This window comes from Pseudomonas sp. OIL-1 (assembly GCF_010669185.1).
GTDB classification, from domain to species: Bacteria; Pseudomonadota; Gammaproteobacteria; order Pseudomonadales; family Pseudomonadaceae; genus Halopseudomonas; species Halopseudomonas profundi.
This window is the reverse complement of the sequence record NZ_CP048629.1, coordinates 1,832,624-1,858,874: the sequence shown is the minus strand read 5'-3', so window position 1 is coordinate 1,858,874 and position 26,251 is coordinate 1,832,624. Positions and strand designations below refer to the sequence as shown.

General features: G+C 59.0%; 24 protein-coding genes. 4 read left to right on the top strand and 20 right to left on the bottom strand.

Annotated features, from left to right (window positions below; all coding sequences use genetic code 11):
• Positions 1-121 precede the first annotated feature (121 nt).
• Positions 122-2,761: a phosphoenolpyruvate carboxylase gene (ppc, locus tag G3M63_RS08710; protein WP_150300666.1), complete on the bottom strand. Its 2,640-nt coding sequence runs from the start codon at positions 2,759-2,761 to the stop codon at positions 122-124.
• 132 nt (positions 2,762-2,893) lie between these two features.
• Between ppc and G3M63_RS08705 the strand changes: the two genes are divergently transcribed.
• Positions 2,894-3,238 carry a pilin assembly protein gene (locus G3M63_RS08705; protein ID WP_150300665.1) on the top strand — a complete coding sequence of 115 codons (345 nt, stop codon included), beginning with the start codon at positions 2,894-2,896 and terminating at the stop codon, positions 3,236-3,238.
• A 41-nt stretch (positions 3,239-3,279) separates the two neighbouring features.
• On the opposite strand, the gene mazG is transcribed toward G3M63_RS08705, so the two are convergent.
• The 4 genes from mazG to cysM are packed head-to-tail and all read right to left on the bottom strand — an operon-like array spanning position 3,280 to position 8,609.
• The gene (gene mazG, locus G3M63_RS08700; protein WP_223825020.1) at positions 3,280-4,107 is read right to left on the bottom strand and encodes a nucleoside triphosphate pyrophosphohydrolase; all 828 of its coding nucleotides are present in this window, start codon (positions 4,105-4,107) and stop codon (positions 3,280-3,282) included.
• Positions 4,104-6,350 carry a GTP diphosphokinase gene (gene relA / locus G3M63_RS08695; RefSeq protein ID WP_163982672.1) on the bottom strand — a complete coding sequence of 749 codons (2,247 nt, stop codon included), beginning with the start codon at positions 6,348-6,350 and terminating at the stop codon, positions 4,104-4,106. Before relA ends, mazG begins: the two co-directional genes overlap by 4 nt.
• A complete protein-coding gene (gene rlmD, locus G3M63_RS08690; protein WP_163982671.1) occupies positions 6,331-7,710 on the bottom strand; it encodes a 23S rRNA (uracil(1939)-C(5))-methyltransferase RlmD in 1,380 nt (459 codons plus the stop codon). Before rlmD ends, relA begins: the two co-directional genes overlap by 20 nt.
• Complete coding sequence (cysM, locus tag G3M63_RS08685) at positions 7,707-8,609, bottom strand: cysteine synthase CysM (RefSeq protein WP_163982669.1); 903 nt, start codon at positions 8,607-8,609, stop codon at positions 7,707-7,709. The genes rlmD and cysM overlap by 4 nt, the downstream gene beginning before the upstream one ends.
• 96 nt (positions 8,610-8,705) lie before the next feature.
• Between cysM and G3M63_RS08680 the strand changes: the two genes are divergently transcribed.
• Positions 8,706-11,507 (top strand): response regulator, encoded by a 2,802-nt coding sequence (locus tag G3M63_RS08680; protein WP_163984221.1) that lies wholly within the window; start codon positions 8,706-8,708, stop codon positions 11,505-11,507.
• A 22-nt stretch (positions 11,508-11,529) separates the two neighbouring features.
• Here G3M63_RS08680 and acpS read toward each other — a convergent pair whose 3' ends face one another.
• The 13 genes from acpS to rpoE all read right to left on the bottom strand — a co-directional run bounded on the left by acpS (position 11,530) and on the right by rpoE (position 22,549).
• Complete coding sequence (gene acpS, locus G3M63_RS08675) at positions 11,530-11,910, bottom strand: holo-ACP synthase (protein WP_163982667.1); 381 nt, start codon at positions 11,908-11,910, stop codon at positions 11,530-11,532.
• The gene (gene pdxJ / locus G3M63_RS08670) at positions 11,907-12,650 is read right to left on the bottom strand and encodes a pyridoxine 5'-phosphate synthase (RefSeq protein WP_163982665.1); all 744 of its coding nucleotides are present in this window, start codon (positions 12,648-12,650) and stop codon (positions 11,907-11,909) included. Before pdxJ ends, acpS begins: the two co-directional genes overlap by 4 nt.
• Positions 12,647-13,360 carry a DNA repair protein RecO gene (gene recO, locus G3M63_RS08665; RefSeq protein WP_163982663.1) on the bottom strand — a complete coding sequence of 238 codons (714 nt, stop codon included), beginning with the start codon at positions 13,358-13,360 and terminating at the stop codon, positions 12,647-12,649. The genes pdxJ and recO overlap by 4 nt, the downstream gene beginning before the upstream one ends.
• A gap of 72 nt (positions 13,361-13,432) precedes the next feature.
• The gene (gene era / locus G3M63_RS08660) at positions 13,433-14,332 is read right to left on the bottom strand and encodes a GTPase Era (RefSeq protein WP_150300657.1); all 900 of its coding nucleotides are present in this window, start codon (positions 14,330-14,332) and stop codon (positions 13,433-13,435) included.
• On the bottom strand, positions 14,325-15,014 hold the full coding sequence (gene rnc / locus G3M63_RS08655) for a ribonuclease III (protein WP_163982661.1): 690 nt from the start codon (positions 15,012-15,014) through the stop codon (positions 14,325-14,327). The genes era and rnc overlap by 8 nt, the downstream gene beginning before the upstream one ends.
• Complete coding sequence (locus tag G3M63_RS08650; protein WP_163982660.1) at positions 15,011-15,367, bottom strand: DUF4845 domain-containing protein; 357 nt, start codon at positions 15,365-15,367, stop codon at positions 15,011-15,013. Before G3M63_RS08650 ends, rnc begins: the two co-directional genes overlap by 4 nt.
• A gap of 195 nt (positions 15,368-15,562) precedes the next feature.
• Positions 15,563-16,444 carry a signal peptidase I gene (lepB, locus tag G3M63_RS08645; protein ID WP_163982658.1) on the bottom strand — a complete coding sequence of 294 codons (882 nt, stop codon included), beginning with the start codon at positions 16,442-16,444 and terminating at the stop codon, positions 15,563-15,565.
• A 17-nt stretch (positions 16,445-16,461) separates the two neighbouring features.
• Complete coding sequence (lepA, locus tag G3M63_RS08640; protein WP_163982656.1) at positions 16,462-18,261, bottom strand: translation elongation factor 4; 1,800 nt, start codon at positions 18,259-18,261, stop codon at positions 16,462-16,464.
• A 168-nt stretch (positions 18,262-18,429) separates the two neighbouring features.
• A complete protein-coding gene (locus G3M63_RS08635; RefSeq protein WP_150300652.1) occupies positions 18,430-19,857 on the bottom strand; it encodes a DegQ family serine endoprotease in 1,428 nt (475 codons plus the stop codon).
• 58 nt (positions 19,858-19,915) lie between these two features.
• On the bottom strand, positions 19,916-20,368 hold the full coding sequence (locus G3M63_RS08630) for a SoxR reducing system RseC family protein (protein ID WP_163982654.1): 453 nt from the start codon (positions 20,366-20,368) through the stop codon (positions 19,916-19,918).
• Positions 20,365-21,252 carry a MucB/RseB C-terminal domain-containing protein gene (locus tag G3M63_RS08625; RefSeq protein ID WP_190324539.1) on the bottom strand — a complete coding sequence of 296 codons (888 nt, stop codon included), beginning with the start codon at positions 21,250-21,252 and terminating at the stop codon, positions 20,365-20,367. The genes G3M63_RS08630 and G3M63_RS08625 overlap by 4 nt, the downstream gene beginning before the upstream one ends.
• Before the next feature lie 71 nt (positions 21,253-21,323).
• Complete coding sequence (locus tag G3M63_RS08620; protein ID WP_150300649.1) at positions 21,324-21,917, bottom strand: sigma-E factor negative regulatory protein; 594 nt, start codon at positions 21,915-21,917, stop codon at positions 21,324-21,326.
• 56 nt (positions 21,918-21,973) lie between these two features.
• Positions 21,974-22,549 carry an RNA polymerase sigma factor RpoE gene (gene rpoE / locus G3M63_RS08615; RefSeq protein WP_163982650.1) on the bottom strand — a complete coding sequence of 192 codons (576 nt, stop codon included), beginning with the start codon at positions 22,547-22,549 and terminating at the stop codon, positions 21,974-21,976.
• Between the two features lie 258 nt (positions 22,550-22,807).
• Here rpoE and nadB point away from each other — a divergent pair, with 258 nt between their 5' ends.
• Positions 22,808-24,421 (top strand): L-aspartate oxidase, encoded by a 1,614-nt coding sequence (gene nadB, locus G3M63_RS08610; protein WP_163982649.1) that lies wholly within the window; start codon positions 22,808-22,810, stop codon positions 24,419-24,421.
• Here nadB and G3M63_RS08605 read toward each other — a convergent pair.
• Both G3M63_RS08605 and G3M63_RS08600 read right to left on the bottom strand, forming a co-directional pair.
• A complete protein-coding gene (locus G3M63_RS08605; RefSeq protein WP_150300646.1) occupies positions 24,390-24,818 on the bottom strand; it encodes a hypothetical protein in 429 nt (142 codons plus the stop codon). The genes nadB and G3M63_RS08605 overlap by 32 nt on opposite strands.
• Before the next feature lie 7 nt (positions 24,819-24,825).
• On the bottom strand, positions 24,826-25,080 hold the full coding sequence (locus G3M63_RS08600; RefSeq protein WP_150300645.1) for a succinate dehydrogenase assembly factor 2: 255 nt from the start codon (positions 25,078-25,080) through the stop codon (positions 24,826-24,828).
• Positions 25,081-25,227: 147 nt separating this feature from the next.
• Between G3M63_RS08600 and G3M63_RS08595 the strand changes: the two genes are divergently transcribed.
• Positions 25,228-26,250, top strand: coding sequence for a folate-binding protein YgfZ (locus G3M63_RS08595; protein ID WP_163982645.1), 1,023 nt, complete (start codon positions 25,228-25,230; stop codon positions 26,248-26,250).
• The last annotated feature ends 1 nt before the right edge of the window (position 26,251 follow it).

Sequence of the window (26,251 nt, the reverse complement as noted above, 5' to 3'; positions counted from 1 at the left end):
CGCAAGATTCGCGCACGGCAGGTGCAGTGCGAAAAGGGCGTTCAACATACACTTACAAATCAGCACACACAAGCCAGACGATAGTCCCGGTTATCAGACCGAAGCGACACCCGCAGCGGCCTCATCCCGTATTGCGCAAGCCCGCAGCGATCCCTGCAACAGTCACCAGCAAAGCCCGTTCGAGGTCCTCGTCACGTTCGCCCGCCTGATTGCGGGTACGCGCCAGCAGTTCTGCCTGTAACAGATGCAGCGGATCGATGTAGGGGTTACGCACCGCCACCGACTCAGCCAGGACGGGATCATGCGCCAGAAGCTGGTCAGCGTCGCGCAATCGCAACACGGTATCGGTGGCCCGCTGCAATGCAGTACGCAGGGTTTCACCCAGGCGCCATAAATCAGGTTCCGCCAGGCGTTGCTCATAAAAGCGGGCGATATTGCCGTCCGCTTTGGACAGAACCATCTCCAGCATCTCGATCCTCGCCCGAAAGAATGGCCACTGTGACATCATGTCGCGCAGAAGCGGTTCCCCGCCCTGCTCGATCGATTCGGCCAGCGCCTGGCCTGCACCGAGCCACGCCGGCAGCATCAGGCGAGTCTGCGACCAGGCGAATATCCACGGAATAGCCCTTAGCGTTTCGATGCCACCCTGACTACGTCGTTTGGCAGGCCGACTACCCAGTGGCAAGCGCCCCAGCTCCTGCTCCGGGGTGGCCTGGCGGAAATACTCGACGAATTGCGGCTCGTCGCGCACCACGCCCCGGTAGATATCGACTGACCGGTCGGCCAAGCCCTGCATTTTCTCGCGCCACTGCGGTTGCGGCGCCGGAGGTGGCAGCAGTGTCGCTTCCAGCACCGCGCTGGAATACAGGTTCAGGCTTTGCAGCGCAATGCCCGGCAGACCGAACTTGAAGCGAATCATCTCGCCCTGCTCGGTCACCCGCAGCTGACCGTTCACTGACCCGGGCGGCTGCGAGAGGATCGCCATGTGAGCCGGCGCGCCGCCCCGTCCGACCGTGCCACCGCGACCGTGGAACAAACGCAAACGTACGTTCAGCTCGCGACAAACCTCAACCAGTGCTTCCTGGGCTCGATACTGCGCCCAACCCGCGGCGAGCGCGCCGGCATCCTTGGCCGAATCGGAATAGCCGATCATCACCTCCTGCTCATCGCCGATCAGGCTGCGGTAGCCGTCGAGCTCCAGCAACTGCCTGATCGCCGGCGCAGCATTGTCCAGATCATCCAGTGTCTCGAATAACGGCACGACACGCATGGGCCAGGCGACGCCGGCGCTTTTCAGCAACAACTTGACGGCCAATACATCCGAGGCGCACGACGCCATCGAAATCACATAGGATGCGAACAGGTCGGCGGATTGCGTTGCTACCACCCGACAGGTCGCCAGCACCTCGGCCGCCTCATCCGACGGCTTCCATTGCGGTGGCAGCAACGGCCGCCTGTTATGCAACTCGGTCAGCAGAAATTCGCAGCGCTGCTCTTCGTCCCATTCCTGGTAACTGCCGAGCCCGAGATATTCGGTCAATTCGGTCAGCGCATCGCTATGTCGACCCGCTTCCTGACGAATGTCGAGCCGCACCAGCGCCAGACCAAAGGCGTTGACCCTACGCAGCGTATCGAGCAAGGGGCCATCGGCAATCAGCTCCATCCCCTGGTCCAACAAGGACTGATAGCATAGCTCGAGCGGCTCGCGAAGCTCGTCGACGTGGTGCATCACCTCGGCCGAATCAAGCTGTTCGCCGGCTAATGCTGCCTGCGCCCAACGACGCGTCGCCAGCAGACGCTCTCGCAGCTTTTTCATCACCGCGCGATAGGGTTCGTCCGCGCCACCAGCGCGTTGCATGAGCTGCTCACTGGCCGCCTGCATCGACAGTTCAGTGCTGAGGGCACTGATGTCGCGCAGATACAGATCCGCAGCCATCCAGCGCCCTAACAACAACACTTCAGTGGTGACCTCAGCGGTGACATTCGGGTTACCGTCCCGGTCGCCACCCATCCATGAGGCGATGCGCACCGGCGCCGCACGTCTGTCCAGACGGTGCCCGGTGGCACTGTGCAGCTCTTGATCCAGCTGGCGAAGGAATTGCGGTAGCGCCTGCCATAAAGAATTCTCGATAACCGCAAAGCCCCACTTGGCCTCGTCCACCGGTGTTGGCCGGTTGCGGCGGATCTCGTCGGTATGCCAGGCCTCGCTGATCAACCGCGCCAGATCGCTGCGAACCTGCGCGGTTTCGCTGGCCGACAGGTCGTCGTGATCACCGCGTTCCAGCGCAGCGGCGATGGCATCGTACTTTTGAATCAGTGTCCGGCGCGCCACTTCGGTGGGGTGTGCGGTCAGGACCAGCTCGATATCCAGCGCCGCGACATGCTCGCGCAGTTTATCGCCATCCATGCCTGAGTCGCGCAATCGTTGAAGCAGATCAGTGAGACAGCGGTCCTCAAACAGGGGGTTTTCATCATCGCGGCGACGACGAATGCGATGGTACTGTTCGGCAATATTGGCCAGGTTCAGGAACTGGTTGAAAGCACGGCACACCGGCAGCAGCTGGTCGTCCGGGAGGTCGTGCATGGCGCTCAACAGGGCGTCGTACTCAGCCTGATTGGTCTGACGACCCTGCTTGGCGCCGAGTCGAATACGCTCGATACGCTCGAGAAAATCCACGCCCAGCTGCGTCTGGATGGTCTGTCCCAGCAACTCGCCCAGTTCATGTACTTCCTCGCGCAGACGGGCATCAATCTCGGTCATGCTCAGCTCCTGTCAGTTCATCTAGCACAGCATGGGTGGCTGAACCCACGGTGGCAAGTGTCAGTCAAACGCACAAATCTAGGCTACGCTGAAAATATCGCCACAAGCGATACTTATTCGAAAGGGGGAAGCATGAAAATCCGTGAACTTACCGAGGAATGGGAACGCACCGCCAAAGGCCGCGTTACGCAGAACACCTACCAGGTGAAATTGCCGTTGGAAGACGCAGCCCGTCTGGCTGCGCTGCAGGAAATGTATCCTAAACGCTGCGTCGAGGAGCTGATCACTGATCTGCTGTCGGCGGCACTGGAGGAATTCGAGGCTTCGTTACCCTATGAGCCGGGAGACGAAGTGGTCGCTGAAGACGAGATGGGCGATCCATTGTATGGCGATACCGGCCCTACACCGAGATTTCTGACGCTCAGCCGCAAACACCTGGCGGAACTGTCAGCCCAACAGCAGGAAACCGAACATTAGACAGAGCGGCGTTTCGCCGGTATGACGAAACGCCGATTCCGCTACAGGCCGTTACCTTTGGCCTCGTCCCACAAGCCATCCAGTTGTCCAAGCGTCGCTTGCTCAACCGTTGCGCCCGTTGCAGCCAGCTGCGCTTCGATATAGCGGAATCGCCGCTCAAACTTGGCATTCCCGGCACGCAACGCGGATTCGGCATCGACCTGAAGATGGCGCGCCAGATTGACCATACAGAACAACAGGTCGCCCACTTCCTCTGCCACAGCCTGCTGGTCTCCCACCGCAACAGCCTGGCGTATTTCGTCGAGCTCTTCCTGCACCTTGTCGATGACGGGCGCTGTCTCGGACCAGTCGAAACCGGCCCGGCTGGCGCGCTTTTGCAGCTTCTGTGCGCGGCTCAGGGCAGGTAACGCATGCGGAACATCATCGAGCAGTGAGAGCTGCTGCGGCGTGCTCGCCTTCGCGGCGCGCTCTTCAGCCTTGATTTCCTCCCAACGGTGTTTGATCTGATCGGCATTCAGGCTGCGCGTACCGGGTGGTGTGCGCAGGTTGCCGTCAGGAAACACATGGGGATGTCGACGTATCAGCTTGCGGGTAATGCCATCGACGATGGCATTCCAGTCGAAGTGTCCGGCTTCTCGTCCCAGCTGGGCGTAATACACCACCTGAAACAACAGATCGCCCAGCTCTCCAGCCAGCTGATCAAAGTCGCCCTGAGCAATCGCATCGGCCACCTCGTAAGCCTCTTCAAGGGTGTGCGGCACGATGGTCTCGAATGACTGTTCGAGATCCCACGGACAGCCGTGCGCGGGATCTCGCAGCCGCTGCATCAGGTACAGCAGGTCGTCGAGGGTCTGTTGCGTGCGGCTCACGCCCGGTTCTGCTGACGGTTGCGCCAGGCCTCGATCACGTTCGGCAGTTGACTGATGCGTCCCAGCAACCGACCCAGCAGGCTGAGGTTGGGGATCTCAACGGTCAGCAGCATGGCCGCGCAGTTGTCTTCCTTGTTGGTCCGCGTACTGACCTCCAGCACATTGATCTTCTCATTGGCCAACAGTTGCGATACATCCCGCAGCAGACCGGCCCGATCATAGGCCTTGATATAGATCTCGACCGGATAGGTCTGCACCGGCTTGCCACCCCAGCTGACCTCGATCAGACGTTCGGATACGCGGTCCTGCAGCTGCATGGCCGTCGCACAGTCAGCGCGATGCACAGTCACCCCACGGCCCAGCGTGATGTAGCCGACAATCGGGTCACCCGGCACGGGCTGACAGCAGCCCGCCAATTGAGTGAGCAGGTTACCTACGCCCTGGATATAGACATCACCACGCCGGCCATTCTTGTTCGCCCGGCGTGGAACCAGGGTCAGCTGGTCAGTGTTGCGATCCGGCTCGACCAGTTGCTGCGCGACATTGACCACGTGCGCAAGACGCTCATCACCAGAGCCCACTGCGGCAAACAGATCCTCCTGGCTGTTGATCCCCAGGCGATCGATCAACTGCGCATAGTCCGCACCGTTGAGCGCAAGTCGGGTCAACTCGCGTTCGAGCATCAGCTTGCCGGCAACCACGTTCTGCTCGCGCGCCTGCTGCTTGAACCAGTGCTGGATTTTCGCCCGGGCGCGGGAAGTGTTCACGTAGCCCAGATTGGAGTTCAGCCAGTCCCGACTCGGACTGCTCTGTTTACCGGTGATGATTTCCACCTGCTCGCCGGTCTGCAGCACATAGTTCAGCGGCACGATACGACCGTTGACCTTGGCGCCGCGGCAGCTATGGCCGATCTCGGTGTGCACCCGGTAGGCAAAGTCCAGCGGCGTAGCACCCTTGGGCACGTCCAGGACGTGGCCATCCGGAGTGAACAGGTAGATCCGGTCCGGCTCGAAATCGACGCGCAGCTGCTCAGCGAGCCCACCGATATCGCCCATCTCTTCATGCCATTCAAGCACCTGACGCAGCCAGGCGATCTTGTCTTCATAGGCGTCGGATGTCTGTTTGAGATCGGTGCCCTTGTAACGCCAATGCGCGCAGACGCCGAGCTCGGCCTCCTCATGCATCGCATGGGTCCGTATCTGCACCTCGAGCACTTTCCCCTCGGGACCGACCACTGCCGTGTGCAGGGAGCGGTAACCGTTTTCCTTGGGATTGGCGATGTAGTCATCGAATTCGTTGGGAATATGTCTCCACAGGCTGTGCACGATTCCCAGCGCGGTGTAGCAGTCACGCACCTGCGGCACCAGAATACGTACGGCACGCACATCATATACCTGGCTGAAGTCGATGCCCTTGCGGGTCATCTTCCGCCAGATCGAATAGATATGCTTGGCCCGACCGGTAATGTCGCCGTGGATCTTCGCCTCATCCATCTCGGCACGCAGCCGCGCCATCACGCCATCGATGTATTCCTGGCGATCGAGACGACGCTCGTCGAGCAATTTGGCGATCTGTTTGTATTGCACCGGCTCGAGGTAGCGGAAAGACAGATCCTCGAGCTCCCACTTGATATGGCCGATGCCCAGACGATGGGCCAGCGGGGCGTAGATATCGAAAATTTCGCGTGCGACGCGATAACGTTTCTCTTCGGAGCTGTCCTTGGCTGCGCGGATGGCGCAGGTGCGCTCGGCGAGCTTGATCAGCGCTACCCGGACATCATCGACCATGGTGATCAACATCTTGCGCAGATTCTCTACCTGCGCCTGTGTGCCAAATGCGCTGGCCTTGCCCGGATTCTGCGAGACGCTGATCGCAGCCATGCGCTGCACGCCGTCCACCAGACCCGCAACGCTGGGGCCCAAACGACGCTCGACTTCGGCCAGATCGGTCTTGTTCTCGCGCACAGCGCGATAGATCACCGCCGCCACCAGTGAATCCTGGTCCAGCCTGAGGTCGGCCAGGATGTCCGCCATGTCCAGACCAGTCTGGTAGCTGCTGTTGCCGTTACCCCAGATGTGTTCAGCGGCAATGGCCGCCTGTTCCAACTCCTTCGCCCAGACACATGATTCGCGCAGGCGCTCAGGTTGCGCCAGAGGGACGCGCTTTTCTATCCGAGCCATCCAGGCATCAAGGTCAACAGTTCCATCGCGGTTGACCGGATAATCAGCTCTGACTTGTACCATTTCGGTTTTTTTCCTTGCCAGACACGAACAGTGCCATGGCTTCCACATGGGCAGTTTGCGGGAACATGTCCATGACGCCCGCCTGAACCAGCCGATAACCCTTGCTTGCCAGAATACCCGCGTCGCGGGCCAGCGTGGCGGGGTTACAGGATACGTACAGAATCCTGCCAATGCCTCGCTCGGCCAACGCGGCCACCAGTGCTTCGGCCCCGTCGCGCGGCGGATCCAGAAGGGCCGCCTGGTATTGCTGATCCAGCGTTTCGTTTGTGAACGGCTTCGACAAGTCCGCCTGGCAAAAGTGCACCCCATCGAGGCGATTATTCTGCGCGTTCAAAATGGCCCGTTCGACCATCCTGGCGTCGCCCTCCACACCTGTCACTTCCGCCCCCCGCTGTGCCAGCGGGAGGGCAAAGTTACCCACTCCACAGAAAAGATCCAGTACCTTCTGTCCGGCTTCTGCGTCCAGCCAGTCCATCGCCTGATTGACCATTTTCTGGTTCATCACTGCATTGACCTGTGTGAAATCGCCCGGTGCAAAGGTGAACCGCAGGTTCTGGTCATCGAGCTGATAAGCCAACTCTGATGCGGCCGCCCCCTCTTCAGCGCAGCGTATCGCATCCGTCTCGCCCTGTAGCCACAGGTCAACGTCATGGCGGCTCGCCAGTTGTTCCAGAAGCGCCACGTCGGTTTCAGCCAACGGCCGGATATGCCGCACCACCATAGCCGGTGCGTCCCCGCCAATCAGCTCCACGTGCCCCAATCCAGTGCATGCCTTGAGTTGCTGCAAGACTTCCGGCAGTTCCTTCACTAGCGCCTCGAGTACTGGAATGAGGATAGGACATTCCCTGATTTCCACCAGCTCATTGCTGGCGCTTTGCCGGTAGCCTGTCTGCAACCGCCCTGTCCGCTGATCCCAACGCACCGACAAACGGGTGCGTTGGCGATAACCATAGGCCGGCCCACGTAACGGCGACATCCAGCGTTCCGGTGTTATACCTGCGAAATGTTGCAATTGCTGGGCCAGAGCTTGTTGTTTCAGCTCTATCTGAGTGTGGTGAGCTATATGTTGCAGTGTGCAGCCACCACAGATGTCGGCGTGCTGGCACCGCGGCGCCTGGCGCTCGGGGCTGGATTCCAGCAGTTGATCGATTCGCGCCTCGATAAGCTTGCTGCGTGCACGGATAACCCGGCCAGTGACTCGCTCGCCTGGCAAGCCGCCCTCAACGAAGGTGGTCCTGCCCTGCCAGCGACCGATACCGCGCCCGTCATGGCTGAGACGATCGAGCACCACCTCTATGCGCTGCCCGATCGCAGCCGGCGCATCAGTCGTGCGCCGCGCTCGTCCATAGGAACGCTTCATGATTGTGCGTCAAACACACCGGTGGACAGGTAGCGGTCACCCCGATCACAGATGATGGCTACGATAACGGCGTTTTCGACTTCAGCCGACAGGCGCAGCGCCGCAGCAACCGCACCACCCGAAGAAACGCCACAGAATATGCCTTCCTCGCGGGCCAGTCGGCGCATGGCGGTTTCCGCTTCATTCTGGGCCATATCAATCACCCTATCGACCTGCGAGGCATCAAAAATGCTCGGCAGGTAGGCTTCCGGCCAGCGGCGGATACCGGGAATGGCGGCACCCTCCATAGGCTGCAGGCCAACAATCTGCACCGCCGGATTCTGCTCCTTGAAGTACCGCGACAGACCCATGATGGTGCCGGTCGTACCCATCGAGCTGACCAGGTGCGTGATAGTGCCCTGGGTGTCACGCCAGATTTCCGGCCCGGTGGTACTGTAATGCGCCTGCGGGTTGTCCTGATTGCCGAACTGGTCGAGCACCTTGCCGCGGCCTTCGCTTTGCATCCGCACGGCCAGATCGCGCGCGCCTTCCATACCCTCTTGCTGCGAGACAAGCACCAACTCGGCACCGTAAGCCGCCATGGACGCCTTGCGCTCGCTGCTCATGTTGTCGGGCATGATAAGGATCATCCGATAACCCTTGATCGCGGCAGCCATTGCCAGCGCAATCCCGGTGTTACCGGATGTGGCTTCGATCAGGGTATCGCCTGGCTGGATTTCGCCGCGCTGCTCGGCGCGCAGGATCATCGACAGCGCCGGCCGGTCCTTGACCGAACCGGCAGGATTGTTGCCTTCCAGCTTGACCAGAATGGTATTGCTGGTCTCACCTGGCATACGCTGCAGTCTTACCAGGGGAGTGTTACCGATGAAATCGGCAATGGTCGGAAATTCGATGCTCATCATCCACCCTTGCGGCCTCGCCCGGTCAAGCCGTGCGCAAGGCTGTGCTTTTGTGTCAGTCGGCATATGATACCGGCATCGGAGAGACGGATACACATAATGAACGAGATTGGCATCAAGGCCCGGATACTGGCGATGACGCTGGTTCCTGCTGGCATTCTAGCTCTCTCACTGGGGGTGTATTTCAGCTGGCAGCACGTGCAGGACCTGGACCGGCAACTGCTGGAACGCGGACTGCTGACCACCGAATATCTGCAAAGCCCGGCCGCAGCCGCGCTGCTTGACAACCAACCGGAACGTCTCAGACCGATGATGTCGGTGGCGCTGAACCATCGCGATGTACGTGCCGTCACTCTCTACGATGCCGATATGCAACGCCTTGAACACAGCGGTCCCCAGATGCACAGCCCGGATCGTATTCACCAGAGCGAATTCGGTGCCGGATCAGGCCTGCAAGTCCAGGCAAGCAGCTCCAGCAGCCGATTCAAGTTGCCGTTGCTGGCCAGCCCCGACCTCACCGGATTGCGCACTTCGCCTGTGGTGGAACCGGACGCCCTGCTGGGTTGGGTAGAAGTAGAACTCAGCCATGGCAACACCATTATCCGCCGCTATCAGACCGTGCTCAGCGCCCTGGTGCTGATTGTGCTGGGGCTGGTCGTTACAGGTGCAGTCGTGGGTCTGATGGGACGGCGTATCACCCGTCCGATTGGTCAGATTAACCAGGCCATCAGCCGCATCAGCGAGGGGCGTCTGGATATTCGCCTGCCACCGCAGGGCAGCCGGGAACTGAACGAGCTGGCCGAAGGCATCAACACCATGGCGCAGACACTGCAGAGCGCGCAGGGCGAACTGCAGCAGAACATCGACCAGGCCACCGAAGATTTACGGCAGACGCTCGAAACCATCGAGATCCAGAACATCGAGCTGGACCTGGCGCGCAAGACCGCGCAGGAGGCCAGCCGTATCAAGTCCGAATTCCTGGCCAACATGAGCCACGAGCTGCGCACGCCGCTCAACGGTATCCTGGGCTTCAGCAATCTGTTGCAGCGCACCGAACTCAGCGGTCGCCAACAGGAATATCTGACCACCATCGAAAAATCCGCCGACAACCTGCTGGCAATCATCAACGAGATTCTGGATTTCTCGAAGATCGAGGCCGGCAAACTGGTGCTCGACAATCTGCCCTTCAACCTGCGTGACCTGATTCAGGACACCCTGACCATGCTCGCGCCGGCAGCGCACCAGAAAGGACTGGAACTGGTCAGCATCATTTATCGCGATACGCCACTGGGCCTTAGTGGAGACCCGTTACGCCTCAAGCAGATACTCGCCAACCTGGTGAGCAACGCCATCAAGTTCACCCACCGCGGATCGGTCAGTGTGCGCGTGATGCTCGAGCAGGAAGACGACACCTACGCACTGCTGCGAATCAGCGTCACCGATACCGGGATCGGCTTGTCGCCGTCCCAGCAGAAATCCCTGTTTCAGGCGTTCAGCCAGGCAGATAACTCGCTGTCACGCCAAAGCGGCGGCACCGGGCTTGGGCTGGTCATCTCCAAGCGGCTGGTTGAGCAGATGCAGGGGGAGATCGGACTGCACAGTCAGCAGGGCGAAGGCTCTGAATTCTGGTTGACCTTGCGCCTCGGCAAATCCAGCCAGGCACTCGACGATCTGCCATCCAAGCCCCTGCGGGGCATGCAAGCGGCACTGGTCGAGCCACAATTACTCAGCCGTCAGGCCATCATGCACAACCTTGAAGATATGGGCTTGCAGGTAAGGCTGTTCGATAGTCCGGAGGAGCTGCATATTGCGCTCGAAGCCGGCAATACACGCGTCGAGCTGGCTCTGCTGAGTACTGCCAGCAGCAACTCCTCAGCCAAGGCCATTTTCGACATGGTCGGCTACTGGGCCGAGCAGGGGTGGTGCAAGACGCTGCTGTTCACCGATACCACCGAGCATTACCCCGAACTCGATTCGCTGCCCCGGGCACAGTGCCAGATACTCTCCAAGCCGCTGTGTACCCGCAAACTGTTCCGTGCGGCCTCTCAGCTTCTGCTCAAGCCAGCCCCCAGCATACCCGCGGTGAAGCCACCGGCTCGCTCGGCTTCGCCTGCCCTGCGTGTGCTTTGTGTGGATGACAACCCTGCCAACCTGAAGCTGGTCGAAGCACTGTTGACTGATATGGGTGCGCAGGTGCTGCTGGCGACAAGTGGCGAGGAAGCACTAGAGGCGCTGGAACAGCAGGATGCCGAGTTGATTTTCATGGATGTTCAGATGCCCGGTATGGACGGCCGGCAGACCACGATCGAGTTGCGCAAACGCGAAGCGCGCGCCCACAGCGCGGCCATCCCGATCATCGCGCTGACTGCGCATGCGTTACCCGGCGAACGCCAGCAGCTGCTGAAATGCGGGATGAACGATTACATCAGCAAGCCCATCGATCCTGAGCAGCTTCGTCATTGCATCCGCAAATGGACCGGTGTGGAGCTGCTCGCGCTGGATGGCCCCCCGCCCCCTGAGCCTGAACCGGAACCTGACGAAGCAAAAGACGGCGACGCTCGAGTACTCGACCATGCCGAGGGGCTTCGGTTAGCTGCCGGCAAAGCCGACCTCGCTGAAGACATGCTCAGCATGCTACTGGCCGGCCTGCCAGAGGAATGCCGACAGATTGAGGACGCAAGCCTGACCAACGACCAGCAGGCATTGCTGGAAGCCGTACACCGACTCCATGGCGCTACCCGCTATTGCGGGGTACCGGAACTACGTGAATGTTGTAACCGGGCAGAAACCCTGATCAAGCGAGGAGAACCCAGTCAACAGGCGATCGACGCATTGCTTGAGGCAGCCGGACGACTGCAGGTCCGATATGCCGCCCTCGGCTCAGTCGACGTTTCGTAGCTGCTACGGTAATCCGTGCGCTTTACTGCGCCGACCAGATGGCGAAAGCCAGGGCCTGTTCACGCTCATCACTGAGTGAAAGCAGCATGCGGCCGCCGCCACGCTGCTCGAGCCACTGCGCGGCGACACCGCTCAGGAGCACCTGAGGCGCGCCGTTAGCGTCGTTGTCGATCTGCATGTCCTGCCATGACATACCCTTGGCCAGTCCGGTGCCAAGGGCCTTGAGAATCGCTTCCTTGGCGGCGTAGCGCTTGGCCAGATAGCGCGCTGGCTGCGAGTGAGCTCTGAATCGTTCGAGCTCCACGCCGGTCAGGATGCGCCGCGCAAACCGCTCACCCTGTCGGCCCAGCGCCGCTTCGATGCGGCTGACCAGTACGATGTCCGTTCCAATGCCGGTAATCATCGCGCGACAGAGGCAGCCATGATCAATGCGCGCATGTCTTTGACCGCCGTTGCCAGTCCGCAAAACAGGGCGCGGGCAATAATCGCATGGCCAATGTTGAGTTCGTTGATGCCGGGAATGGCCGCAATCGGCTCGACATTGTGATAGTGCAACCCATGCCCGGCATTCACCACCAGGCCGAGCTTGCGCGCGTAGGCGACGCCTTCGCGGATTCGCTTCAGCGCAGCAGCCTGCTCCTCACCCTCGGTGTCGGCATAATGCCCGGTATGCAGCTCAATAACCGGTGCCCCCACCCGCCGTGCGGCTTCGATTTGTCGCGGATCCGCATCGATGAACAACGAGACCTCCGCCCCTTGCGCTGCCAGCTGTTCTACCGCTCGCTGGATCCTTGCCTGATCCGCGGCAATCTCCAATCCGCCTTCGGTGGTCAGCTCCTCACGGCGCTCCGGCACCAGACATACATGCGCAGGCCGGATTTCACTGGCGAAAGCGAGCATCTCGTCGGTCACTGCCATTTCCAGATTCATCCGGGTCTGCAGAACCTCGGCCAACAGACGAACGTCGCGTTCCTGAATGTGGCGGCGATCTTCACGCAGATGCACAGTGATGCCGTCAGCACCTGCCTGCTCGGCGTCGATAGCTGCCTGAACCGGATCCGGATACCGCGTACCGCGGGCCTGACGCAGCGTGGCGATATGGTCAATATTCACACCAAGCAATACGCGCTGTAGTTGGGTCACTGTGGGTCTCCTTTGGCAATAAATGGATGGCGAGTAAAAAGAGAACGGCTCGTCAACGGGCGGTCACCCAGGTGCGGCGCCAGCGCCTGACGCATCAGTTGCTTCGCCGCCCGCAGTGTCTGCGGCTCGCCCCAGTCGTTGGCGGCCATGGCCAGCAAGGCGCTACCCGGCACGCCTCCATCGTTATCCGCTTCCAGAACGACCAGCCCCTGCTCTGCTTGCCATACGTAGCGGGCATCTGCAACTACCGGCTGGCCTCTGGCATCCAGGGTCAAGCTGAAGCCATAACCGAGGCTATCGAGTAATTGCCATTCGAATTGACGCAGCACCGGCTCAACCGGCGCGTTACCGGCAAGCTGTTCCAAAGCGTATTGGTAGGCCGCAAAAAGGATAGGCTGGGGATCACCCGGATAGACCAGGCGAACCAGTAACTCGTTGAGATACATGCCGCTGAACAGCGCATCGCCCTGAAGTAGAACGTAGGATCCGGCGGCTTCGGCCTGGGTCAGCGTCTTGAGCTCACTCCGTCCGGTGGTGGCGACCATCAGCGGCATGAAAGCTTGGGGCACCAGCGCCTTGCGCTGTCCCCGAGCGCCTCGCCAGACCGCCCGCTGCAGGCCCTGGTGAAGCGTAAACAGATCCACCAGCGCGCTTGTGTCGCGATAAGGTCGACTATGCAGGACGTAGGCAGGGCTGAGAGGACGGCTCATAGGATCTACCTGGATTGGAATAGTCGATTTACCCAGAGCGCGCCCTCACGCCGGCCAGGCGGGGCAGCAGCCTTAAGGCTCGAAGCGATAGCCCAGCGAGCTGAGCGCGCGTTCATCATCGGACCAGCCACGACGCACCTTGACCCACAGATTCAGCATGATCTTGCTACCAAACAGTTTCTGCATGTCCATACGTGCTTCCTGACCGATTTTCTTCATGCGGTCTCCGCCGTCACCAATGATGATCTTCTTCTGGCCCTCGCGCTCAACCAGGATCAATGCATGGATATGCAGAACCTTGCCTTCCTGCTTGAACTGTTCGATCTCCACCGCAACCTGGTAAGGGATTTCTGCTCCGAGCTGGCGCATCACCTTCTCACGCACCAGCTCGGCAGCGAGGAATCTTGAGCTGCGGTCGGTGAGCTGATCGTCCGGGTAGAAATGCTCGCTCTCCGGAAGACGACTGGCGATCAGCTCTTCGAGATGCTCGATGTTGCGGCCATGCAAGGCTGATACCGGCACGACCTCCGCCTCTGGCAGCTGGGTCGTCAGCCATTCCAGGTGCGGCAAGATCTCACTTTTTTCTTCCATGCGATCAACCTTGTTGACCACCAGCAGAACCGGGCATTTCACGTAGCGAACCTTGTCCAGAACCATCTGGTCCTCGTCGGTCCAGCGCGTACGATCGACTACAAACAGCACCACATCAACGTCACGCAGAGCCTGACTGGCACTCTTGTTCATGAACCGGTTGAGCGCCTTGTCATTTTCTTTATGCACACCGGGGGTGTCTACGTAGATGGCCTGGACAGCATTCTCGGTCTTGATGCCGAGCATGCTGTGTCGGGTGGTTTGCGGCTTGCGCGAGGTAATCGCCAGCTTCTGACCGAGAATGTGGTTGAGCAACGTCGACTTGCCAACATTCGGACGACCGACAATGGCTACGTAACCGCAACGGGACACTTCACTCATCCAACTTCTCCACGCCAAGGGCAATTAGGGCTTTTTCCGCCGCTTCCTGCTCGGCGCAACGACGACTACTGCCGGCGCCAAAGGTCGGTTTATCCAACGGAGCAACCTGACACTCGACCTTGAAAGTGCGGCAATGCGCTTCGCCACTGCTTTCGATCACCTCGTAACGAGGGAGTTCGCACTGACGTGACTGCAGATACTCCTGCAGCCGCGTTTTCGGGTCCTTGTTATTGTCCACCAGGGTCAGCGAGGCGATATGTTCGGTCAGCCAGAACAGGGTGCGTTCGCGCGCCTTCTCCATTCCACTATCAAGGTAGATCGCGCCGATTATCGCCTCTGTGGTATCGGCGAGAATTGATTCTCGCCGGAAGCCACCGCTTTTCAGCTCACCAGACCCGAGACGGAGAAACTCGCCCAACTCAAACCCCTTGGCCAGCTCAGCGAGGGTTACCCCTTTCACCAGTCTGGCACGCAGACGCGAAAGTTGTCCTTCCCTGGCCTGCGGGAACCGCTCGAACAGCGCTTCCGCAGCAACGAAGTTGAGAATCGAGTCACCGAGAAATTCAAGGCGCTCGTTATTGCGCCCCCCTAGACTACGATGGGTCAGCGCCAGAACCAGAAGATCGGGGTCCTTGAAGCTGTAGCCAATTTTGCGTTCCAGCCGGTCTAACTTATTGCTCACTTGATTGGTCTGACAATGTGGGATTCATCGAAATGGACCAGCAGGTCCACGTTCTGCAGCATGGGCGCGCGCACGTCATACTTGATCAGCACCGTGTAGGTGTCGGTGCCGCTGGCGTTTATCTTGATCGCCTCGGCTGCGTTGACTTCTCTGATACTGTTGATTTGCATGCCCTTGTTGATATGAGAGCTGAGCTCGCGCAATGAGCCGATCTTGATCGTCGGGTCTTCGTTAATCGAAGTGACGATCTTGCGCAACGCGAAATGATCCATGTAGATCGGAACCAGCTTGATGGTCACCATCATGCCGAATACAACCAGCGCGATGACGGCAAGCCAACTGAAAAAAGACATACCCTTCTGGCAATGGCGCATGATTTCCTCGCAACGTCCGTTGTTTGATCTTGTCTATCGTTCCCAGCCATGCAGGACCCAGCCCGCGAGCGGACCGTGTCAGGCCATGCTGCGCTACATTCCTGATCTAGTGGGCGCAGCCTTTGTGACGTACTGCCCAACTATCTGAACCGGTTGACCAGCTCTTGAGTGCACCTATTTGATCAGCGATACGCTGGAGAAACTCGGCAGGTTCTTGAGCTTGGGTTCGGGCCAGTGCATCCAGACAGCAAAGGCCTTACCGACAATATAGTTGTCAGGCACCATGCCCCACAACTCCTGGGGCATGTTCGGCGCATTCCAGTAACGGCTATCGTTGGAATTGTCACGGTTGTCGCCAACCATGAAATAGTGACCGTCAGGCACAGTCCATTGCTTGGGTGCCGGCGGCTGCGACAGTCGCTTGTGACGTATCTCATGCGTCACATCGCCCAGCTGCTCCTCGTATATCTCGACCTTGGCAACCGCCTGAAGCGGATGTCCTGGCGGGATTTCATCATCTGGACGGGTTTCCACCAGCTCGGTTTCAACCGCCTCGCCATTGATGAACAGCTGCTTGTCGGCGTAACGAATATGGTCGCCGGGCAAGCCTACGACACGCTTGATGTAATTGATGCGCGGATCATTGGGGTAACGAAAAACCATTACATCCCCACGCTGCGGATCCCCTACATCGATGACCTTGGTATCGATTACCGGCAAACGAACGCCATAGGCAAATTTGTTGACCAGAATGAAGTCGCCGACTTCCAGCGTCGGTTTCATCGAGCCCGATGGAATCTGAAAGGGTTCCACCAGGAAAGAACGCAGAATCAACACCACCGCTAGCACAGGAAAAAACGATTTGCCGTATTCAACCAGCAGCGGTTCCTTGTCCAGCTCCTGCACAATCTGCGGATCGACGTTATCCGTCTGCTGGCGATAGGCGGCTACGGCTCGGCGCCGTCGCGGCGCGAACCAGACAAAGTCCAGCAGAGCGAGAAAACCGGCGACCGCAACGGCGATCACCAGCAAGAGCGGAAAGTTGATATGCGTCATGTAGCGGACCGAGGTTCCTAATTATCGACTTTCAGGACGGCAAGGAAGGCTTCCTGTGGGATTTCCACATTTCCAACCTGCTTCATCCGCTTTTTACCGGCCTTTTGCTTCTCCAGGAGTTTCTTCTTGCGGCTGGCATCCCCGCCGTAGCACTTGGCGATGACGTTCTTACGCAGAGCCTTGACTGTCGAACGGGCGACCACTTGCCCGCCGATCGCTGCCTGGATAGCCACATCGAACATCTGGCGCGGAATCAGTTCCTTCATCTTTTCGACCAGCTGACGGCCTTTGAAAGCCGCGTTGTCGCGATGGACGATCAGGGCGAGCGCGTCGACCTTCTCGGCATTGATCAATACATCCAGCCGTACCAGCTTGGCGGCCTGGAACCGATCGAATGCATAATCCAGCGAGGCATAGCCGCGGCTCACCGACTTCAAGCGGTCAAAGAAATCCAGCACCACTTCATTCATCGGCAGGTCATAGACCACCTGCACCTGAGTGCCGAGGAACAGCATGTCGTGTTGCACCCCGCGCTTCTCGACGCAGAGCGTGATGACGCCGCCGAGATGATCCTGCGGAACCAGGATATTCGCGCGCACAATGGGCTCGCGCATCTCCTCGATCATTGACGGATCAGGCAAATGTGACGGGTTATCAACGTAGCTGACGCTACCGTCCTTTTTCACCACCTCGAACACCACGGTCGGGGCGGTGGTGATCAGATCCAGGTTGTATTCGCGCTCCAGGCGCTCCTGGATGATCTCCATGTGCAACATGCCGAGGAAACCACAGCGGAACCCGAACCCGAGCGCATCAGAGCTTTCCGGCTCAAAATGCAGGGAGGCGTCATTCAGCGTCAGCTTCGACAGCGCCTCGCGAAAATCTTCGAAATCATCAGAGCTGACCGGGAACAGGCCTGCGTAGACCTGTGGCTTGACTTTCTTGAATCCGGGTAGCATATCCACATCAGGCGTACTGGAAAGCGTCAGCGTATCGCCCACCGGCGCGCCATGGATATCCTTGATACCGGCGATAATGAACCCCACCTCGCCTGCTTTCAGATCAGCCGTGGCGGAGTGTTTGGGATTGAATACGCCTACGCTGTCGACCTGATGGATCTTGCCGGTGGATTTGACCAGAACCTTGTCGCCCTTCTTAATTCGACCGTGCTTGACGCGTACCAGCGATACCACGCCCAGATAGTTATCGAACCAGGAATCGATGATCAATGCCTGCAGCGGAGATTCAAGCTCACCCACCGGCGGCGGAATAACTTCGATAAGGCGTTCGAGTACGTCTTCTACACCCACACCACTCTTGGCGCTGCAAACCACCGCATCAGCAGCATCGATACCGATCACGCTTTCAATTTCAGCTTTCACCCGGTCGGGTTCGGCCTGCGGGAGATCGATCTTGTTCAGCACCGGCATCACTTCCAGCCCTTGCTCGATGGCGGTATAGCAGTTGGCGACCGACTGGGCTTCGACTCCCTGCGCAGCGTCAACCACCAGCAAGGCGCCTTCGCAAGCTGCCAACGATCTGCTGACCTCATAATGGAAATCGACGTGACCGGGAGTATCAATGAAGTTCAGCTGGTAGGTCTTGCCATCGCGGGCGGTGTAATACAGCGTGACGCTGTGTGCCTTGATGGTGATGCCGCGCTCGCGCTCAAGATCCATCGAATCGAGTACCTGCTCGGCCATTTCCCGTTCGGTCAGCCCTCCACAGATCTGGATGAAACGGTCGGCCAGGGTCGACTTGCCATGATCAATGTGGGCAATGATCGAAAAATTTCGGATTAGGCTCAGGTCACTCAAAGCAAGGATCTTCCAGGCAAGATTGCCAGACATGGCGATGGGCGGGGAGGTTCCCCGAAAACAGCCCGCGAGTGTACCTGATAAGCGGCACCTGCGCCATGCTGCTGCAGGGTTAGCGGGCAGCGCCAGTCAGGCGCTGCCACACTGGACCAGGCGGTCTCTGCCGCCTTATTCAGAGAGACGGAACGTGATATAGCTGGCCCGGCCCTGACGAATGACACGCATCGAAACAGAGCGATTGGTGGGCAGCTTGTCAGCCAGATCCTCGAACTTTTCAGCCGAATCAACTGGCTGATTATCGAGACTGGTGATGATATCGCCGGGGCGTAGCCCGACCATCGCACCCGGCCCCTGGCGTACCTCGCGCACCACCACACCCGACTCGACACCAGTGTTCTGCTTCTGCTGTTCAGTCAGGTCAGTTACCATCAAACCGAGTCGGTTAGCTGCGGTTGCAGCCCCGCCCGGCGTACCGGATGAAGATGCAGCTGCCATCTCTTCGTCGTCAGGCAATGCCCCGATAGTCATCTCCAACGTCTGGCGCTTCTTGTCACGCATGATAACCAATTCGGCCTGCTCGCCAGGACGAACCCTGCCCACAGCATGCGGCAGATCAGAAGACAGGATGATTTCCTGGCCATTGAATTCAAGTATCACGTCGCCAGCCTGTAACCCGCCCTCTTCTGCAGGGCCTTCCGGCATCACCTGGGCGACCAGTGCGCCAGCAGGCTTGCGCAAGCCAAAGGATTCGGCGAGGTCCTTGTTGACCTCCTGTATGATTACACCCAGCCAGCCACGGCGCACGGTTCCATCGTTCTTCAGCTGCTCGGCGACATCCATCGCTACGTCGATCGGAATGGCAAAGGACAACCCCATGAAACCGCCCGAACGAGTGAAGATCTGAGAGTTGATCCCCACGACTTCACCGTCGAGATTGAACAGCGGCCCACCCGAATTGCCGGGGTTGATAGCAACATCTGTCTGCAGGAACGGAACGTAACTCTCGTTCGGCAGGCTTCGCCCTTTCGCACTGACAATGCCAGCGGTAACCGAATAATCGAAACCAAAGGGAGAACCGATAGCGAGTACCCAGTCACCTGGGCGGATATCCGCTGACTTGCCAATCCGCACCACAGGGAGATCCTCACCCGCGTCGATTTTGAGCAGTGCCAGATCGGAACGGGGGTCGGCACCAATCAGCTCCGCTTCGACCTCACGACGATCCGATAGCCGCACAAAAATTTCATCGGCTCCGTCAACCACATGGTTGTTGGTGAGCACGTAGCCATCTTTTGAAGTGATAAAGCCGGAGCCAAGCGATTGGGGCGCCTGGCGTTGTTGCGGTGCTTGCTGAGGGATACCCCGTTCGAAAAACTCGCGAAACAGTGGTGGGAGCCCTTCAAGATCCGGCATGCCGGGCGGCATGCCAGCCGCTCTGGCAGGGGCCGTCTGGCGGGTACTGATATTTACTACCGCAGGTGAGGCTTCTTCAACCAGGTCTGCGAAATCTGGCAAGTTCTGCGCCATCAGGGTGGACTGCCAGGACATCAGTAGCGTTCCGGCCGCGGCTAGTAGCCAGCGTTGCGCGATCGACATATGAACCAACTCCCATTAATAAGAACTCGGTAGATTGTTCAAGAAAAATCTGAAGGGATCAACTCTGCGCAACAGTCGACCGCTGAGGTCTTAAAACGCGGGGCTGCAGTGATTGATCAGTGACGCTGCGACGAGCATGCCAGCGCACTGCGCCGAAACCCGCAACCAGGCCCATGAACGCAGCGGCAATAGTCGAGAGCTCGCTGACATTAAGCGCGCTTGCCAGCGAACCGGACGTGAACAAACCAGCCAGGGGTACTACGTAAACCCATAGGGAGCCGCGCACCACAGCATCTTCCGGAATGCCAATGATGATTTCGTCGCCTACCTGATAGTCGCGATCAGAAATAACCCGGATGAAACCTTGCCGAGCGCCCGAACCAAGCCGCTGCAATAGCGCCTGCCCGCAACCGGCCCGCGCCTGACAGGAGCCACAAGTGCTGCGGCGGACGGTCTCGACCCATACGGCGCCGTCTTCCACACTCAGAACCCGCCCCTGTTCTTCTATCATGGTGCCTGCACACCCTGCTCGGGCACTAGCGAGCCTACAATCCGTTCAGCGGTCGAGGGTGGAATCTCTCCAACTACAGTCGCCAGAAAAGGACCTTCAGCGAGATTCAGCTTCCGGCTTACCGCAACCGTGGGTCCGAGTTGGGCACGCAGGTCTTCGGCTTGATGTTCGTCGCTCAAGGATTCGATGAACAACGTGAAACGTGCCAAGCCATCGGTGTAGACCTGACTGACAATCTGACCGTCGCCCTCATTCAGCAGCTGCGCTTGCTGGCCTTCGGTGAACCCGGGCGGTAACCATGTCGGCTGCCACTGATTATCCGGAACCATACTTTCGGCTTCGGTGGCAGCAAGTTCCAGACACGCATCGCCAGCTGCAAACTCGCCAGATGCAGCTGGATCAAGCTCGAAGGTAGCGAACTGGAAGCGCTCCAGCAGCGCTTGCCGCTCGTTCACCATCAGTGACTTGAGCAGCAACCCTGTATCCGAATCCAGATAGAATTCATAAGCATAGCGGTGCGAATCGCGCGGTCTGACAGCGACTACCGTCACTGGTCTGGATGCTACGCGGGTCGAGCCAAGCACCTGCAGCTCGTACCATTCTTCCAGCAGTTCTGGCTGCCTGATGGTTTGCGAGGCTTCCTGACTGGCGATAACCGGGCCGCCACTGGTCGAACAGATCAGCTTACCGTTCCGACGCAGCCACTCCTGGTATTCGCCATCAGTCTGAACCAGGCGCTCGGTCGTGGTTTCATCATCGACCTGACGCCAGATTTCATGAGTGGTGAAACTACCGGTTCGCTCATAAACGAAGGCGCCGTGAAAACTTTCGTTTCCGGCTGCCTCCGTCATGCGTGTCAACCAGTTCTGGGCTTCCCCTGCCATCGCCACAGGTGCTCCGAGGAGCATGACGAACAACCAACAGGACCGCCTATGGACGCTCCCCCTGGACAACACTATTTGTCATCCAGGCTCGCCGCGCGGGCATAAGGGACCGGACTCGGCGTAGCAGCCTGGGTGCCTTGTTCCGCATGTTTGCGAAGATAGTTGCTGATCCGTTGCTCATGCCAATCGGATGGCGCAGCAGCGTCGGACGAAGCCGGGAAACCAGCCAGAACCGCACTGCCGGACTGTCTGGCCGCCGGGACAGCAGCAGGAGCCGGTGCAGCTTCCTGAGCCGGACGCTCAGCCACGATAGTCGGCTCGCCAGGCACATTATCCTGGTTGACCATCTTCACGCCAACCAGCACTGCCAGCGTGACCGATGCGGCAACAGCCAGCTTACCCATGTTCTGCCAGATGGCGGAGGGCTGGGAAGACGCAGTCGGAGCCGGCTCATTAGCCAGGGCGGCAGCAATACCGGCGGACAGATCCACCTTGCCCTGCCATGGCTCTTTATGCATTGCAGCCCGGGCGATCTGATAGCGCTCCCATGTATCGCGCACAGCAGGCTCCTGCTCTGTCGCCTGGAGTACACGACGTAATTCAAGCTCTCCGGCTTCGCCATCCATGATTGCGGAGAGAGACTCCTGCAAGGATTCGCTTCTCATTGGTGTACCTCTACTAAAGGCCCAGAGGGCTCGCTGCGTTAACCCTATTACCTGCTTCATGCTTCAAGCAGGGGCTTGAGGGCTTTGTCGATTGCCTCACGTGCCCGGAAAATACGCGATCTAACAGTACCAACCGGGCATTCCATCACAGCGGCAATATCTTCGTAACTCAAACCCTCAAACTCGCGCAGGGTCAGAGCTGTTCTCAAATCATCCGGCAACTGCTGCAGCGTTCGATTGACAACCTGTTCAATCTCATTGCGAAGCAGGTCCCGCTCCGGTGAGTGAATATCCTTGAGGGCACTGTCTCCCTCGTAGTATTCAGCATCCTCGGCTGCGATGTCCGAATCAGGCGGACGTCGGCCTCGAGCCACCAGGTAATTCTTCGCAGTGTTAATTGCGATCCTATATAACCATGTATAGAACGCGCTATCGCCGCGAAAGTTCGCCAAGGCTCGATAAGCCTTGATAAAGGCCTCTTGCGCCACGTCCTGCGCTTCATGCGTATCGTGAACAAAACGAGTAACCAACGCCAAGATCTTGTGCTGATATTTCAGTACCAGCAAATCAAATGCCCGTTTATCACCCCTTTGAACCCGTTCGACCAACTGCTGGTCTGTCTGTTCAGCCATTCCCAGGCTCTCCGTTGCGAACAGGTACCTGTCGCGCCCTGTTGTGATAGACCCGCAATGTAGCCAAAAGTTCTCCCCTTATCAGGTTCAGCAATAGGAACAATAGGAGGGAAAAAAGTTCCGTTCAGTGCTCTGGTTGGCAGTTTCTCTCCAGCAGCGCAACCATACAGGAAAGTATTGCATGGCAGGCAGCTTCTATATACTGGCCCGGTTATGTGCTTCGCACCCTCTGACACACTGATCTGACACGAGTTCGAGATGACGCCTGAACTAAAATACGATGTACTGGTTATCGGCAGCGGCGCCGCCGGCTTGACCCTCGCCTTGCATCTGGCCGCGCACCTGCGCGTCGCAGTATTGAGCAAAGGCCAACTCTCGGAAGGCTCGACCTACTGGGCCCAGGGCGGCGTGGCGGGTGTACTGGATGACACAGACACCGTAGACGCCCATGTCCAGGACACCCTCGATGCAGGAGGCGGGCTGTGCCACGAAGCAGCCGTCAGACACATCGTCGGCCATAGCCGCGAAGCAATCGGCTGGCTGATCGACCAGGGCGTACCCTTTACCCGCGAGAGAGGTGAAGACGGCAATGAGACCGACGACTTCCACCTGACCCGCGAGGGTGGCCATAGTCATCGACGGATCATCCATGCTGCGGACGCTACCGGCGCCGCGATATTCACCACCCTGCTCCGCCGGGCTCAGGCGCACGGCAACATCGAACTGTTGGAAAATCGCGTCGCCGTTGATCTCATCACCTCCGAAAAAATCAACCGGCCCGGCAACCGTTGCCTGGGGGCCTATATCCTCAATAGCCAGACCGGCCGGGTCGAGACCTTCAGTGCGCGCTTCACCGTGCTTGCCACTGGCGGCGCCAGCAAGGTGTATCTCTACTCCAGCAATCCCGACGCGGCGTCAGGGGATGGTATCGCCATGGCATGGCGCGCAGGTTGCCGCGTTGCCAACATGGAGTTCAATCAATTCCATCCGACCTGTTTGTACCATCCACAGGCGAAAAGCTTTCTGGTAACCGAAGCGTTACGTGGCGAAGGAGCCTTTCTCAAGCTTCCCGACGGCAGTCGTTTCATGCCGCGCTTTGACAAGCGTGCGGAACTGGCACCGCGTGATATCGTCGCCCGCGCCATTGATCATGAAATGAAACGTCTGGGCGTTGATTGCGTATATCTGGATATCAGCCACAAGCCTGCCGAATTCATTCGCAGCCACTTCCCTACCGTGCATGATCGTTGCCTGGAGTTCGGCATAGATATTACCCGCGAGCCCATTCCGGTGGTTCCCGCCGCGCATTATACCTGCGGCGGGGTGATGGTCGACCACGCCGGACGGACCGACCGGGACAACCTTTATGCTATCGGCGAGGCCAGCTTTACCGGTCTCCATGGCGCAAACCGGATGGCGAGCAATTCATTGCTTGAATGCATCGTGTATGGCCGGTCCGCCGCGCAGGACATACTGGACAACCTGGCCAGCACGCGCATGCCAGAAAGCCTGCCGCCCTGGGACGAAAGCCAGGTCACCGACTCTGATGAAGACGTCATCATCTCGCACAACTGGGACGAGTTGCGGCGCTTCATGTGGGATTACGTGGGCATTGTCCGTACGACGAAACGCCTGCAGCGGGCCAAGCACCGCGTGGACATGCTGCTGGCCGAGATACATGAGTTCTATAGCAACTACCGGGTCAGCCGGGATCTGCTGGAGTTGCGCAACCTGGCTGTGGTGGCCGACCTGATCATCCGCTCTGCCATTGAGCGCAGGGAAAGTCGTGGCCTGCACTACACGCTGGACTACCCCAGCCTGCTTCCGGAAGCTCTGGACACTATTCTGCAGCCGCCCAGCGTTGACGACTGAAACGCAGCCTTAGTCTGAGCCGGCGCAGCGCGTCTTCGGGGGCTGAGTCAGTCGGCAGGATGACTGAGACTGGCAACCATCGACCCGGCTCGCGCAACCGCACCACCACCAGAAAAGCGCTGACAAAGGTATCGGGTTGCAGGCTTGCGCCAGCCTCCGAACCGTCGCGACGCAGTACGTGCCAGCCATGACTGTCAAAGCGCAGCCCGGTCACCGAATGAGCGTGCTGCAAACTGATCTGGCGCGGCCACACCCACCAGCAGTAAGCCAGTACTGCTGCCGCAGACAGCCCGGCGTACACCCCAGGGAGACTGCTGCGATAAAGCGCCATCACTGCCAACAGCGACATGACCAGGAGCACCCCACCGAGAAGACGGGAGGGCTGGCGTTTAAGCATGAGAAAATCACTTGGGCTGGACACGATCCAATATCATCCTCACGATGCGTTTGAGATCCGCGTCTTCCGGCTCGCTGCGCTGCATGAACCAGCCAAACATATCCTGGTCCTCGCATTCGAGCAGCATCCGATAACGCTCTTTATCCGCGGCTTCCAGATCACGGTAGGCTTCTTCAAGAAAAGGCAGAAGCAGTACATCCAGTTCGAGCATGCCGCGGCGGCTGTGCCAGTACAAACGCTTAAATTCCACTTCGGCCGACATCGACATCTCCATAACAGGTTTGAAAGCTTCTTTAGGTTCGGGTTCATTATAGCCGCAAGTCGCATCTGCAGTCGCACCGACAGACTGACAAATAGCCCCGCCTGATCCTATGATGTAACAGGCCAATTCACCGACATTTGGAATCCCATGACCCAGGCAAATGACCTTCACTCCTTCCTGTCTGACCGGTTTCCTCGGCAGGCAGACGCCGAATCGGACGGGACCACCGTTACGTGGCTTGCGCACCAGGGCGTCATGAGCGTCCGCGGCGCTGATCCGAGAAAATTCCTGCAAGGGCAGGTGACCTGCGACCTCGACAAGGTTACCGCTGACGTGAGTACGCTTGGCGCGCGTTGCAACCCCAAAGGCCGCATGCAATCAAGCTTTCGTCTGCTCAACTCAGGCGAGGACGAGTTTCTGCTGTGTATGAACCGCGAGCTGGTGTCCAGCCAGGTCAGCGAGCTAAGCAAGTACGCGGTGTTTTTCAAGACAGCGCTGACCGACGCCACCGCCGACTGGGTTGGCCTTGGCCTATGGGGGCCCGACGCGCAAGAGGCGCTGCGCACCGCCAATCTTGCAGTGCCCGGCCGCAGCAATGAGGTAGCACACACCGGCCGCACCCTGGTGGTCCGGCTGGCCGAAGACGCCTTCGAGATCTGGCTGTCCGCCGCTGAAGCTCAGCCGACCCTGGACAGCCTGTGCCAGAGCGCTACACCGGCAGCCACTGAAGCATGGCAAGTGCGCCAGATCCGCGCGGGCATCGGCGAGGTAACCCAATCCACCTACGAAAGCTTCATTCCGCAGATGCTCAATTTGCAACAGCTGGGCGGTGTCAGCTTCCGCAAGGGCTGTTATACCGGACAGGAAATCGTCGCGCGCATGCAGTATCTGGGCAAACTCAAACGCCGCATGTATCGCCTGCTCCTGGCTGGCGACGCACCGCCTCCTCCAGGCACACCTATTGTCGACCGGGATAACGGCAAACTGCTTGGCGAGGTAGTCGTCGCCGCGCGCAGCAACCATATTGTAGAAATGCTGGCCGTCTTGCAGAAGGATGCGGCACAATTGACCACGATGAGCGTGGCAGACGGTGGCGGCCCCTTGCTTACCATGGCGGATCTCCCCTATGAGTCCGAACTGATAGCCAGCGAAGCCGACAGGGAAAATTGAC

Coding starts and splice junctions, on each gene's coding strand:
- ppc (WP_150300666.1), bottom strand. CDS start 2,761: ATGACCGAGATTGATGCCCGTCTGCGCGAGGAAGTACATGAACTGGGC.
- G3M63_RS08705 (WP_150300665.1), top strand. CDS start 2,894: ATGAAAATCCGTGAACTTACCGAGGAATGGGAACGCACCGCCAAAGGC.
- relA (WP_163982672.1), bottom strand. CDS start 6,350: ATGGTACAAGTCAGAGCTGATTATCCGGTCAACCGCGATGGAACTGTT.
- rlmD (WP_163982671.1), bottom strand. CDS start 7,710: ATGAAGCGTTCCTATGGACGAGCGCGGCGCACGACTGATGCGCCGGCT.
- cysM (WP_163982669.1), bottom strand. CDS start 8,609: ATGAGCATCGAATTTCCGACCATTGCCGATTTCATCGGTAACACTCCC.
- acpS (WP_163982667.1), bottom strand. CDS start 11,910: ATGATTACCGGCATTGGAACGGACATCGTACTGGTCAGCCGCATCGAA.
- recO (WP_163982663.1), bottom strand. CDS start 13,360: ATGAGCCGTCCTCTCAGCCCTGCCTACGTCCTGCATAGTCGACCTTAT.
- era (WP_150300657.1), bottom strand. CDS start 14,332: ATGAGTGAAGTGTCCCGTTGCGGTTACGTAGCCATTGTCGGTCGTCCG.
- G3M63_RS08650 (WP_163982660.1), bottom strand. CDS start 15,367: ATGTCTTTTTTCAGTTGGCTTGCCGTCATCGCGCTGGTTGTATTCGGC.
- lepB (WP_163982658.1), bottom strand. CDS start 16,444: ATGACGCATATCAACTTTCCGCTCTTGCTGGTGATCGCCGTTGCGGTC.
- G3M63_RS08635 (WP_150300652.1), bottom strand. CDS start 19,857: ATGTCGATCGCGCAACGCTGGCTACTAGCCGCGGCCGGAACGCTACTG.
- G3M63_RS08630 (WP_163982654.1), bottom strand. CDS start 20,368: ATGATAGAAGAACAGGGGCGGGTTCTGAGTGTGGAAGACGGCGCCGTA.
- G3M63_RS08625 (WP_190324539.1), bottom strand. CDS start 21,252: ATGGCAGGGGAAGCCCAGAACTGGTTGACACGCATGACGGAGGCAGCC.
- G3M63_RS08620 (WP_150300649.1), bottom strand. CDS start 21,917: ATGAGAAGCGAATCCTTGCAGGAGTCTCTCTCCGCAATCATGGATGGC.
- rpoE (WP_163982650.1), bottom strand. CDS start 22,549: ATGGCTGAACAGACAGACCAGCAGTTGGTCGAACGGGTTCAAAGGGGT.
- nadB (WP_163982649.1), top strand. CDS start 22,808: ATGACGCCTGAACTAAAATACGATGTACTGGTTATCGGCAGCGGCGCC.
- G3M63_RS08605 (WP_150300646.1), bottom strand. CDS start 24,818: ATGCTTAAACGCCAGCCCTCCCGTCTTCTCGGTGGGGTGCTCCTGGTC.
- G3M63_RS08600 (WP_150300645.1), bottom strand. CDS start 25,080: ATGTCGGCCGAAGTGGAATTTAAGCGTTTGTACTGGCACAGCCGCCGC.
- G3M63_RS08595 (WP_163982645.1), top strand. CDS start 25,228: ATGACCCAGGCAAATGACCTTCACTCCTTCCTGTCTGACCGGTTTCCT.